Origin of the sequence: Arthrobacter sp. efr-133-TYG-104 (assembly GCF_030208915.1) — a bacterium.
Lineage (GTDB): Bacteria > Actinomycetota > Actinomycetes > Actinomycetales > Micrococcaceae > Arthrobacter.
Genome location: NZ_JARVTA010000006.1, coordinates 269,178 through 280,818, shown reverse-complemented (window position 1 = coordinate 280,818; position 11,641 = coordinate 269,178). Strand labels below are relative to the sequence as shown.

The following is an 11,641-nucleotide window of genomic DNA, read 5'->3' as shown; positions in this document are numbered from 1 at the left end:
CCGCACGCCGCTACTTCAAAAACGACACCCACTCCATCGTCACCAAAACACTCCAACTCCTCGCCGCCAAGGGAGAAGTTGACGCAAGTGCACCGGAGCAGGCCATCGAGAAGTACCGCTTGCTGGATGTCACTGCTGGCACCACCGGCGGAGCAGGCGGAGACGCCTAACAAAGCCGGCTGCACCGACCACAGCTGGACAAGCACTACCGCGACGGCGGCCGGCACCGAAAGGTGACGGCCGCCGTCGGGCTTTAACGCGGTATCCGGAGGCCTCCGCGAGGTGACCAGCAACAACGTCTGTTGTAGCCTTCTCACAAATGGAGCTTCAGAGAGCTGGGCCGTATGCTCTTTCCATGGCAGAGCCCAGCAAAACCACGTCCAAGCGCAAAGCAGCAGCGCAGGCCTTAACGCCGGAAAAGGCTGAGACCCTGCGTCAGCTTCGCGCCAACGTGGGGCAGTTGTCCACCAGCACCATGCGGCAACTCGAAAAGTCCCTGCCGTGGTACAGCCGGCTCAGCTCGGACGAACGCTCGGCCTTGGGCCTCGTGGCCCAGAATGGAATCGCCGCATTTGTCACGTGGTACGAGAGGCCGAGTTCGCCGTCGTGGATCCTCACGGACGTGTTCGGCAACGCCCCCACTGAACTGACCCGTTCCATCAGCTTGCAGAAAGCACTGCAGTTGATTCGCATTGTGGTTGAAGTCGTCGAGGACCAAGTTCCGGTGATCGCGCCGGAATCGGACCAGCCGTCCCTTCGCGAAGCGGTCCTGCGCTACTCCCGGGAAGTCGCGTTTGCCGCCGCAGACGTCTATGCACGCGCCGCCGAGTCCCGCGGCTCGTGGGATACACGGCTCGAAGCCCTCATCGTGGACGCCATCCTGCGCGGCGAGAATACGGACGCCTTGCGGTCAAGGATCGCCGCGCTGGGGTGGAAAGCCCAAGAGCGCTTCACGGTAATGGTGGGCAATTCGCCGTCGGAACCGAGCGCAAGTTACGTGAGCGAACTGCGACGCATGGCCGGACGATTCGCCGAGGATGCCTTAGTGGGGATCCAGGGAGACCGGCTCATCCTGATTCTGGGCGGGGTTCACGATCGGGACACGGCATACGTCAAACTCAGCGAATTATTTGCCCCCGGCGCAGTGGTCTACGGGCCGGAAGCCGGCTCACTTTTGGAAGCGAGCAGTTCCGCTCAAGCAGCATTCGCCGGACTCACGGCGGCCCGGGCGTGGCCTTCCGCTCCCCGCCCCGTTGCCGCAGACGACCTCCTGCCTGAAAGGGTGGTGTCCGGCGATGACGCAGCACGCCGCTCACTGATCAAAAACATCTACCGCCCCCTTCTCGCCGCCTCAAACGGCTTGGTGGAGACGCTGGGCACCTATCTCGAATTGGGTCATTCGCTGGAGGCAACGGCCCGCGAACTGTTCGTCCATGCCAACACCGTGCGCTACCGTTTGAAGCGTGTCTGCGACGTGACAGGCTGGGATCCCCTGCTTCCGCGCGAAGCGTTTGTGCTGCAAACAGCCCTGGTCGTGGGACGGCTTTCGGCCCAACCGAAGGCCGCTCCTGACCGTCACGCGTCACGTTCCCAGCACTGAACCGTTGTAGACTTCCTACAAACTGACCCAGTGAGCTTGGTGTACGCAAACACCAGTGGATCACGTGGCAATTTGGAAAGCTGGATACGTGCTTGCAATCGTCTGCCCTGGACAGGGCTCCCAGACCCCCGGATTTCTGGCCCCTTGGCTGGAGCTCCCTTCCGTTGAGGGCCATTTGGCCGCATTAAGCGAGATCGCAGGCATTGACCTCAAGGCCCATGGGACCACGTCCGATGAAGAGACCATCAAGGACACCGCAGTAGCGCAGCCGCTGATTGTCGCGGCTGGCTTGATTGCGGCCAAGTCATTGTTCGACGTCGAACTCAGCACCCTTCCCGTCATCCTGGCCGGGCACTCGGTGGGCGAGATCACCGCCTCGGCCCTCGCAGGTGTCCTCACCGAATCCGAGGCCATGACCTTCGTCCGGGAACGGGCCAACAGCATGGCAGCGGCAGCAGCAGTCACTCCCACCGGCATGAGCGCGGTTTTGGGCGGAGACCCTGCCGAGGTCCTGGCAGCCATCGAGGCTTCCGGCGCAACGCCCGCCAACGTCAACGGCGCAGGACAGACAGTGGCCGCGGGCACCTTTGACCAGTTGAAAGCCTTGTCTGAGAACCCGCCGGCGAAAGCGCGCGTCATTCCGCTGAAGGTCGCGGGTGCCTTCCACACATCGCACATGGCCCCCGCCGTCAGCGCACTCGAAGCCCTGAAGCCCTCGCTCTCACCGCAGAGCCCATCGGTTCCGCTGTTGTCCAACTACAACGGTCAGGAAGTAACGGCAGGTCCTGCCGCCGTCGATAGCCTGATTGCCCAGGTATCCCGCCCCGTTCGCTGGGACCAGTGCATGGAAACCCTCGTGCAGCGTGGGGTGACCGGCGTTATCGAATTGACCCCTGCAGGAACACTCGCGGGCCTCGCCAAGCGCGGAATGCCCGGGGTGAAGACCGTCGCCGTCAAAACACCGGAGGACCTGTCTGCGGCCCTCGCACTCTTCGCCGAACTGGAGGGACAGGCATGAGCACTCCCGTACTGAAGCAAGCCCCGGTCAACAAGAACGCCCGCATTCTGGGGATTGGCGCGTACCGCCCCGACGTTATTGTCACCAACGAGGACGTCTGCCAGTGGATCGATTCCTCCGATGAGTGGATTCGCCAGCGCACCGGCATCATCACCCGTCACCGCGCCGCTGCCGACGTCAGCGTCATCGACATGGCCGAAGGCGCAGCCCGGGAGGCAATCCAGCACGCGGGCATTGACCCTTCGCAGTTGGGCGCTGTCATCGTCTCCACCGTCACCCACCCCTACGCCACGCCGTCGGCTGCCGCTGCGCTGACAGAGCGTTTGGGTGCGACGCCGGCCCCGGCCTATGACATCTCGGCCGCCTGCGCCGGGTATTGCTATGGTGTGGCCCAGGCGGACGCCCTTGTCCGATCCGGTGCCGCGACTTACGTTCTTGTTGTCGGTGCCGAGAAACTTTCGGATGTCATCGACAACCACGAACGGACAATTTCGTTCCTCCTTGGCGACGGCGCGGGTGCCGTTGTAGTGGGACCATCGGAGACTCCCGGCATCGGTCCCTCGGTGTGGGGTTCGGATGGGAGCAAGTGGGATGCGATCGGAATGACGCATTCCCTTGAAGACGTCCGCGCACTGGGTGAGTCGGCCCGGCACTCCGACGAAACCGATGACCTCGCGCTTATCTCCGCCACACAGGATGTGTGGCCCACACTGCGCCAGGACGGTCAAACTGTTTTCCGGTGGGCAGTCTGGGAAATGGCCAAGATGGCGCAGCAAGCCCTCGACGTCGCCGGAATCGAAGCCAGCGACCTCGCAGCGTTCGTCCCCCACCAGGCGAACATGCGGATCATTGATGAGATGGTGAAGAAGCTGAAGCTTCCGGAGACTGTCGTCGTCGCCAGGGATATCGCCGAGGCGGGCAATACATCTGCGGCCTCCATCCCTTTGGCCACCCACCGCCTGCTCAAGGAAAACCCGGAGCTTAGCGGCGGCCTGGCCCTGCAGATCGGCTTCGGCGCCGGACTGGTGTTTGGTGCGCAGGTAGTGGTCCTGCCGTAATACGACCTACAAACCCAAACCGTAACCGCGGTTTGCCCCCTTTCCGGCGTCAGCCGGTACAAACAAGAAAAGGAGCCAACAATGGCTAGCAACGAAGAAATCCTGGCCGGCCTGGCTGAAATCGTTAACGAAGAGACCGGCCTTGCACCCGAGGCCGTGGAGCTGGACAAGTCCTTCACCGAGGACCTGGACATCGACTCCATCTCCATGATGACCATCGTGGTCAACGCTGAGGAGAAGTTCGGCGTTCGCATCCCGGACGAGGAAGTCAAGAACCTCAAGACGGTCGGCGACGCCGTCAGCTTCATCGCCAACGCACAGGACTAGTCCTGACACCAGCTGTGCCGGGCCCGGAGCTCTATCCCTGGGCCCGGCACAGTCGCAGTAACACCCAACGATTTTTTGCCCCCGCTGCGAACCCGCGAGCGGAACGGCTGATCCGACAGAGAGTGATCGCATGGCACGCAAAGTAGTCATAACCGGTCTGGGGGCCACCACTCCCATCGGCGGCGACGTACCCACAATGTGGCAGAACGCGCTGAAAGGGGTCTCCGGTGCCCACACGCTCGGTGACGAGTGGGTGGCCAAGTACGACCTCCCCGTCCACTTTGCGGCCCGATGCTCCGTACCAGCGCTTGACGTGTTGAGCCGTGTGGAGGCCAAGCGCATGGACCCTTCAACCCAGTTCGGCGTTATCGCTGCCCGGGAAGCATGGGCCGACTCAGGTATCGACGAAATAGACCATGACCGGCTGGCTGTTGCCTTCGCTACCGGCATCGGTGGCGTCTGGACACTTTTGGATGCCTGGGACACGCTCCGGGAGAAGGGCCCCCGCCGGGTCCTGCCGATGACGGTCCCGATGCTGATGCCTAACGGCGTAGCTGCCGCTGTAAGCCTGGATCTGGGCGCCCGCGCCGGTGCACACACTCCGGTTTCCGCCTGCGCATCCGGTACCGAAGCCATGCACCTTGGCCTGGAGCTCATCCGATCCGGCAAGGCTGACGTGGTGGTGTGCGGCGGCGCCGAAGCTGCCATCCACCCCATGCCCATGGCTGCGTTCTCGTCCATGCAAGCGCTGTCCCGTCGCAACGACGATCCCGAACGTGCGTCCCGGCCGTACGACGTCGACCGCGACGGCTTCGTTATGGGTGAAGGCGCTGGCGCCTTGGTGCTGGAGGCCGAGGAACACGCACTCGCCCGCGGCGCCCGTATCTACGCCGAGCTTGCCGGAACATCGGTGACAGCAGACGCGTACCACATCACGGCGCCGGATCCCCAAGGCTTGGGCGCCACGCGTGCCCTCAAGGCTGCGATGTTCGACGGTCGCATCCAGGCAGAGGACGTTGTCCACGTCAACGCCCACGCTACATCGACGCCCGTCGGTGACAAGCCTGAGTACACGGCCCTACGAGCGGCCCTGGGGAGCCACGTGGACAACGTGGCCGTCTCTGCTACCAAGTCCCAGATGGGTCACCTTCTGGGCGCTTCCGGAGCCGTTGAGGCGGTATTGACGGTGCTGGCGGTTTACGAACGCAAGGCACCGGTCACCATCAACCTCGAGAACCAGGATCCGGAGATCCCCCTGGATGTTGTGACGTCCGTTCGGGACCTGCCGTCCGGAGACATCGTCGCACTCAGCAACTCCTTCGGCTTTGGCGGACACAACGCCGTCATCGCCGTACGCAACGTCTGAACGAGCAGCTTTCATAGCTGGTTCCCATAGCTGGATATGACAATGGCCCTACCTCTCGGTGGGGCCATTGTCATTGCTATGGGATGTTTCGTTGGTGATGTGTTCTGTTGTAATGCCAGTTAGCCAACTTGGTGCAGCCAGCGTACCGGGGCTCCTTCGGCGGCGTGCCGGAACGGCTCCAGCTCTTCGTCCCAAGCTTCGCCCAAGGCCAATGACAGCTCGTGGTAGACCGCGGAGGGGTCACCTGCGCCCGACTCGTAGGCGTACCGGATGCGGTCTTCGCTGACCATGATGTTGCCGTGAACGTCCGTGACGGCGTGGAAGATTCCCAGTTCAGGGGTGTGTGACCATCTGGCCCCGTCCACGCCTTGGCTCGGTTCCTCGGTGACTTCATAGCGCAAATGCGCCCAGCCGCGAAGAGCCGACGCCAATAGCGCCCCGGTACCGGGCGAGCCAGTCCAAGACAACTCTGCCCGGAACATTCCAGGCGCAGCTGGCTGTGGGGTCCACTCAAGATCGGTCCGCTTATCCACGACCGATCCGATGGCCCACTCGACATGCGGACACAAGGCAGTAGGCGCCGAGTGCACGAACAGGACACCGCGGGTTGTTGCAACAGACATTCCATCCTCCATAGCTGTAGGTACGTCTTCCCCAACGTCCTCTGCCTGGATGGATTGCAGCTGCTGCGAGGTGCCATGGAACGCTTGCCTGCAGCTATTCACTTTTTCTTGTAACCAGACCGATCGTATCCCACGTCGGACCGCAATCGACGCAGAGCTAACCTTCATCCATAAATTGAAGGTTCCCCCTTGTTGCTTTCATTTTGCCGTACGGTGCTGGATTCCGCCAGTGCGACGGCGCCAGCGTCATCTTTCAGGCCCGTGGGTGGGCTTGCAGGTAGCTTTTCCGAAGCCTGTCGACGGAGACGTGCGTGTAGATCTGGGTAGTCGCAAGGCTGCTGTGCCCAAGAATCTCTTGCACGGCCCGCAAATCGGCTCCCCCATCCAGCAGATGGGTCGCCGCGCTGTGCCTGAATGCGTGTGGCCCCGTGGCTGAGGTATCTCCCAATGCCTGGAGCAGCCCGTTCACCACAGCTCGGACCTGCCGCGCATCCACCCGGTGACCCCTCACTCCCAGAAACAGCGCCGCGCCGCTGCTCGGTTTAACCAGCGCGGGACGGCCACGCCGGAGCCAGTCGTCCAAGGCCAAGGAGGCCGGAATCCCGAATGGAACGGTCCGTTCTTTGTTTCCCTTGCCCACTACGCGCAATGTGCGCCGGTCAAAGTCGAGGTCGTCAACATCCAAGCCAACAAGCTCACCTACACGGATGCCGGTCGCGTACAGCAGCTCGACCATGGCCCGGTTTCGGACGGGCATCGCCGCCCCCTCTTGAGCTGCGGACTTCAAGTCATTTGCGATCCGAGTAACCTGTTGCTGTTGGAGAACACCCGGCAATGTCTTTTCCCGCTTGGGTGCGCGCAGCCGCACGGATGGATCTGTTGCAATGAGTTCTTCACGGAGGGCCCAACCCATGAAAGATCGAGCAGTGGCAGCACGGCGGGCAAGGGTCGCTCTGGACATTCCGGACTCACTCTGCGCACCCAGCCACCGGCGCAGGCAACCAAGTTCGAGGTCTTCGAGTTCTTGGATGCCCTCGTGCGCCGCGAAGCCGAGGAGGCTTTCAACGTCTGCCAGGTAGGCACGGACAGTATGCGGCGATCTCGCGCGTTCGCCTTCCAAGTACCGTCCAAAAGCCTTGACAGCACCCTTGAAACTGCCGGGCAATGATTCGTCGTTCACCCTCCCAACTGTGCCAGTAGCGGTCCCCGAGATCACGTCTGACATGCCTTTTGCCGGCGTCGCCTAATTCTTCTTGGTCCGCCTCCACGCTCCCCTCTCCGAAACAGCGAGGCCCAAGAGGCCAAGACGCCCAAGTCCCGCACGCACCGACTCGGGGCTGAGGCCCGCCACGACCGTCAACTTCTCGACAGAACTTGCCGACAGGAGGGGAAGGGCATCCAGCAGGATCAAATCCTCCAGCGACAAACCGTCGTGGATCGCGGGAGGCGTGTCCTTCTCATCAGGAGCTCCTTCCCCGATCCTTCCGGCTAGTTCCGCGACCTCCCCTACGTCTGTTACGCATATAGCACCGCCGTCCCTGAGTAGCCGATGGCAGCCTGCCGAGTTGGCACTGTGGATGGACCCGGGAACAGTGGCCACCACGCGACCGAGGGTCTCGGCATGGTGGGCGGTATTGAGGGCACCTGAACGCCACCGGGCCTCAACCACCACAGTCACCGCCGCCAAGGCCGCTATCAATCGGTTCCTTTGCAGGAACCGATATCGAGTGGGGGCAGAACCGGGCGGAACTTCTGAAATGACTGCCCCTTGATGCGACACCGCGCGGAGCAGGTCCTCGTTGCCGGAGGGGTAGAAGCGGTCCACTCCCCCTGCCATGACGGCGACGGTTGGTATGCGGGCCACCCCGCCGCTGAGAGCCCCTCGATGGGCGTGTGCGTCGATTCCGTATGCACCACCTGAGACCACTGTGTAGCCTCTTTGGGCAAGACCATAAGCGAAGTCGCCCGTAACTGAGGCACCGTAGCTCGTGCTGTCCCTGGATCCCACAAGGGCCACAGTCTGCCGGGCGGGAGGAAGGGGTTCCTCATGTCCGCGCCACCAAAGGCACAGTGGTTCCTGAAGGCCCAGGTCCTCCAATTGCTCGGGCCATAAGTCATCTCCCGGGACAATCAACCGCCCACCAAGCCGGCGCATCGTCTCAAGGTCTCGGTCCGGCGCGAGATCGGCGATACGGGGCGCCCAGCGCCGCAAGCTCTCCGGTAAGCCCGCCCAGGTTGATGTTCCTGCCTCTTCGGCGAGCAAGGAGGAGATTTCCTGCTCCAGCGCCGCCCCGGTGGCCACCTCTCCTGTGGCGATCCCCACTGCCTCCACGGCACCGGCTGCGCGGACAAGGGCGAGCCCCACGGTGTCTTGGGGCTCCATGAGCCGGGATAATGCGGCCCGGGCAATCCGTTCCTTCTCCAGCGCGTTCATGCGGCCGCTGCCTGGCGCAGGCCCAGTGCTTGGCCAATGTGGTCTGCGTCCGGAGCCTCGCTGTGTTCCAGGTCCGCCAACGTCCAAGCCAACCGCAGCACGCGGTCGTAGCCCCTTGCGGTGAGGATGCCTCGTTCCAGTGCCGTATCGAGAATGTGCGTCGTGCGGGGATGCAGCTTCAACTCGCCTCGGAGAATACGGCCTGGCACTTGGGAGTTTGCGTCCAGTCCCAAGTACCCCAACCTGTCAGATTGCCGACGCCGAGCGGCCTGCACCCGCGCGGCGACTGCACCGGTGTCTTCTTCCATCTGTGCCTGACCGAAGTCGGCAAGTGACACGCGTTGGACTTGGAGTTGGATATCCACCCGGTCCAGCAAAGGGCCTGACATGCGGGCAAAATAGCGCCGGCGCATCAGGGGCGTACAGGTGCACTCCACGCCCTTGCCTGACGCCTTTCCGCACGGACAGGGGTTGGCAGCGAGAACGAGCTGGAATCGGGCCGGGTATGCTGCTGTTCCGGCGGACCGGTGTATGACCAGTTCCCCACTCTCCAGCGGCTGGCGAAGCGCGTCCAGGACTCGTCGCTCATATTCGGGCGCCTCGTCAAGGAACAGTACGCCGCGGTGCGCGCGTGAGGCGGCACCAGGCCTCGGCAAGCCGGAACCACCCCCGATAATTGCCGCCGCGGTGGCACTATGGTGCGGATTCTCGAACGGCGGCCTGCGTATCAGGGTGGTCAAGGATGACCGCACCGCCGCCAAGGAATGGATCGCCGTGACTTCCATCGCCGCCTTGTCGCCAAGGTCTGGAAGCAATCCCGGCAACCGCTCGGCGAGCATGGTCTTCCCAGCCCCTGGAGGAGTGCACACTTAAGCGTGCATGCGCCCTGACCTGCGGTTATGTCCCAAAACGGGCATCCCGTCGAGGGGACCCAGCTTACTTCTTGTGGGGCCCGTCGCTGTCCCCGAACCTGAGCGCCGCATCTCGACAGCCCTTCAGGACTTCGAGATTGTGCCGCTCGACCTCGGGGTCGTAGTCGAATGCCACCCGCAGCCGCGACATCTGTTCGAGCACCTCCTCATCGTTCAGCTGAGCCAGCCACCTGGCGATCTGCGGTTCGCTCGGGGAGCCATCTATCATGCTGATCATCTCGGCTAGATCGCCACGCGCCGATGCTGCAACCAAGGCCTTTTTGTGGCGTTCCCCGGCCGATGTCGTCGACCCCGCCGACATCGCCTGGCGCTCGTCCTCATGTCCGACGGAGATCTCGTAGCGCGTCGGAAGCCCAGGCTCGGGTGGCTCGGTCCCTGTGATCAGGCGCGGAACGGCTTGCGTGCGTACCCAGTGGGCGATCTCCTCCAGCTCCTCGATTAGCACCGGCCACCGGTCAGTACCCGGCCGATTGATCCCGACTGTCGGGAACAGGGTGACGGGGACCTTCGTGCCGATGGGTGTCTGGGCGATGACCTCGCCGACACGCAGCGGTTCCTCGGGCCGAGGCGCAAGATCACGGATTGAACGGGGCATCCGGTCGTCCTCGTACATGGCAGCCAGGCGGACCGCGGTGATCGCCGGCATCCTGTGCTTCGCATGATTGGTGTGCAGCACAAGCCGGGCAAGAGGATGGGACTGCGGCTCCATCCGACGGTGGAACGGCTGCAGGGCCTCCAGCCGTCGGGCGAGCTCTCCCCGCCCTCGCAGCGACGGAGGCCCATTGCGGGCCCGCTTTTTCTTCCAGTCCTCAAATTTCTCCCAGGTGTCCGAGGCAGGCACTTCGACCAGTTTGGCCGCCTTCGCGTCGAGGGGCGCACCGTCCAGGAACTCGGCCTCTGCGAAAAGGGTGTGTTCGAGCGCAGCCCGAAGCGTCACGAGCGCGTCGGCTACGAGGAGCGGCACTTTCCGTGGGATCGGAGCCACGCGCCCAACGACTGTGCAGCTGAACGCGGCGGTCGTGGGCACTTCGACCAGCCCGAAGATGCCCTCGGGCTGCGTCTGGTAGGCGAACAGCAGTGCGGAAACCTGTCCGATCAGCTCCTCTGCATGTGCCAGTGTGGCGGCAACGCCGAGGTGGCGGTCCGGGAGCCAGTCATGCCTCACGTCGGTCTGCGCTCAGCTCTCGTCGAACGGCAGGCGGACGACCTCATCGCCCGGGTCTTCCGGACCTGCTGGCGGAGCCGCGCTCGGGTGGTCCTGGTACAACTCGTCCGAGGCGCTCTGGTCGTAGGTATCGGAGAGGCCTGCACCATTGGTCCCGAGGACCTGCTCCCAGTTGAATCCCATACACACGACTTTATCGGCCGGTGTCGAACTCGCGAAGGATCGCCTCGACGCGCGCGGTCAGTTCATCGGCGCGCTTGAGGATCTGCTCTTCCTCCTCGCGCGACATCTGCCGCCTGGGGCTGGCCGGCATCGCAGCTGCAGCAGGCACCGGCGCAGGTGCGGGCTCCGGACTGTCGAGCAGCAGGGCTGCGGCACTGATGACCGCCGACAGCGAGGATGGGTGCATGGAGCGGTAGGCATCGATCCATCCCCAGCGGTCCACGGCTGGCAGCATGCCGACGCAGAGGTGCCAGTCCGGATTGGGGTCCGGCCGCAGGTGCCGGTGCGCGGGGCCGTCTTCGTCGCGGCGGTTCCCCAGGGCGCGGACGGAGCCGTGCGACCACCCGCTGTTGGTGCCGATCACATCGAGCCACGACCAGGTGGCGCATGCCGGACAGGCATCCGGTTCCGGGGCGACACCGATCTGCCCGCGCACCCGGTGCATTCCGTCCGGCCGCAGTCCCAGCGCAGCTGACCTGTCCAGTCCGAGGCCTCCGTGGGTGCGACGTGCCAGCAGCACCGCCGCGAACAGCATCCGCCGCAGCCGCAGCCGGAAAACCCAGTGGGTGTCCGGGTGCTGGATGATCGCCGTTGCGCGCCGGATCAACCGCTGCAGGGAATCAGGGTCGTCCCGGTGCCCGCGCGGCCAGGCCGGGGCGACGGGATCTATGGGAGCCAGCCGCCGGCGCAGAGCCGCGAGCACAGCCTGGGACGGCTGCGCCTGCTGCGAGAAACACGAGAGCGATACCTCGTCGATCTTATGGGTGGGCACGCCCGTGACGGAGCACCAGTCGGTCCAGAGATCGGGAAGCGCCGTCGTCATCCTCACGATTCTCCCATCGTGGCTTGGTTCGACACGAGCGTCGCCTCAGGCGAGGGTTAGGCCTGCTACTCGC

Annotated in this window: 11 protein-coding genes and 1 pseudogene; 5 read left to right on the top strand and 7 right to left on the bottom strand. The window is 63.9% G+C overall.

All coding sequences use genetic code 11. From position 1 onward, the window contains the following. The first annotated feature begins 355 nt into the window (after positions 1–355). From QRN04_RS07040 to fabF, 5 genes are all read left to right on the top strand, one after another. Entirely contained in the window at positions 356–1,600 is a 1,245-nt protein-coding gene (locus tag QRN04_RS07040) for a PucR family transcriptional regulator (protein ID WP_284975302.1), read from the top strand. 88 nt (positions 1,601–1,688) lie between these two features. After that, positions 1,689–2,618 carry an ACP S-malonyltransferase gene (locus QRN04_RS07035; RefSeq protein ID WP_284975301.1) on the top strand — a complete coding sequence of 310 codons (930 nt, stop codon included), beginning with the start codon at positions 1,689–1,691 and terminating at the stop codon, positions 2,616–2,618. After that, positions 2,615–3,676 (top strand): beta-ketoacyl-ACP synthase III, encoded by a 1,062-nt coding sequence (locus QRN04_RS07030; protein ID WP_284975300.1) that lies wholly within the window; start codon positions 2,615–2,617, stop codon positions 3,674–3,676. The genes QRN04_RS07035 and QRN04_RS07030 overlap by 4 nt, the downstream gene beginning before the upstream one ends. Positions 3,677–3,757: 81 nt before the next feature. Then, positions 3,758–4,003: an acyl carrier protein gene (locus QRN04_RS07025; RefSeq protein ID WP_284975299.1), complete on the top strand. Its 246-nt coding sequence runs from the start codon at positions 3,758–3,760 to the stop codon at positions 4,001–4,003. Positions 4,004–4,133: 130 nt separating this feature from the next. Continuing rightward, positions 4,134–5,369, top strand: a complete 1,236-nt coding sequence (gene fabF, locus QRN04_RS07020) for a beta-ketoacyl-ACP synthase II (protein WP_284975298.1) — start codon at positions 4,134–4,136, stop codon at positions 5,367–5,369. Positions 5,370–5,488: 119 nt separating this feature from the next. On the opposite strand, the gene QRN04_RS07015 is transcribed toward fabF, so the two are convergent. The 7 genes and pseudogenes from QRN04_RS07015 to QRN04_RS06985 all read right to left on the bottom strand — a co-directional run bounded on the left by QRN04_RS07015 (position 5,489) and on the right by QRN04_RS06985 (position 11,568). Further along, positions 5,489–5,992: a DUF3145 domain-containing protein gene (locus tag QRN04_RS07015; protein WP_284975297.1), complete on the bottom strand. Its 504-nt coding sequence runs from the start codon at positions 5,990–5,992 to the stop codon at positions 5,489–5,491. Positions 5,993–6,245: 253 nt separating this feature from the next. Beyond that, positions 6,246–7,172 carry a tyrosine recombinase XerC gene (locus QRN04_RS07010; protein WP_284975296.1) on the bottom strand — a complete coding sequence of 309 codons (927 nt, stop codon included), beginning with the start codon at positions 7,170–7,172 and terminating at the stop codon, positions 6,246–6,248. Between the two features lie 63 nt (positions 7,173–7,235). Beyond that, positions 7,236–8,426, bottom strand: coding sequence for a DNA-processing protein DprA (gene dprA, locus QRN04_RS07005; RefSeq protein ID WP_284975295.1), 1,191 nt, complete (start codon positions 8,424–8,426; stop codon positions 7,236–7,238). Further along, a pseudogene (locus QRN04_RS07000) lies at positions 8,423–9,286 on the bottom strand (ATP-binding protein); the annotation flags it as partial. The gene dprA and the pseudogene QRN04_RS07000, both read right to left, overlap by 4 nt. A 76-nt stretch (positions 9,287–9,362) precedes the next feature. Next, positions 9,363–10,523, bottom strand: a complete 1,161-nt coding sequence (locus QRN04_RS06995) for a hypothetical protein (protein WP_284975294.1) — start codon at positions 10,521–10,523, stop codon at positions 9,363–9,365. A 12-nt stretch (positions 10,524–10,535) separates the two neighbouring features. Next, on the bottom strand, positions 10,536–10,706 hold the full coding sequence (locus QRN04_RS06990) for a hypothetical protein (protein WP_166651669.1): 171 nt from the start codon (positions 10,704–10,706) through the stop codon (positions 10,536–10,538). Between the two features lie 10 nt (positions 10,707–10,716). Further along, the gene (locus tag QRN04_RS06985; RefSeq protein ID WP_133830686.1) at positions 10,717–11,568 is read right to left on the bottom strand and encodes a hypothetical protein; all 852 of its coding nucleotides are present in this window, start codon (positions 11,566–11,568) and stop codon (positions 10,717–10,719) included. Positions 11,569–11,641: the final 73 nt, after the last annotated feature.

Bases quoted from the DNA above. Each gene is read 5' to 3' on its own strand.
- QRN04_RS07040 (WP_284975302.1), top strand. From the start codon at position 356: ATGGCAGAGCCCAGCAAAACCACGTCCAAGCGCAAAGCAGCAGCGCAG.
- QRN04_RS06990 (WP_166651669.1), bottom strand. From the start codon at position 10,706: ATGGGATTCAACTGGGAGCAGGTCCTCGGGACCAATGGTGCAGGCCTC.
- QRN04_RS07030 (WP_284975300.1), top strand. From the start codon at position 2,615: ATGAGCACTCCCGTACTGAAGCAAGCCCCGGTCAACAAGAACGCCCGC.
- QRN04_RS07015 (WP_284975297.1), bottom strand. From the start codon at position 5,992: ATGTCTGTTGCAACAACCCGCGGTGTCCTGTTCGTGCACTCGGCGCCT.
- QRN04_RS07025 (WP_284975299.1), top strand. From the start codon at position 3,758: ATGGCTAGCAACGAAGAAATCCTGGCCGGCCTGGCTGAAATCGTTAAC.
- fabF (WP_284975298.1), top strand. From the start codon at position 4,134: ATGGCACGCAAAGTAGTCATAACCGGTCTGGGGGCCACCACTCCCATC.
- dprA (WP_284975295.1), bottom strand. From the start codon at position 8,426: ATGAACGCGCTGGAGAAGGAACGGATTGCCCGGGCCGCATTATCCCGG.
- QRN04_RS06985 (WP_133830686.1), bottom strand. From the start codon at position 11,568: ATGACGACGGCGCTTCCCGATCTCTGGACCGACTGGTGCTCCGTCACG.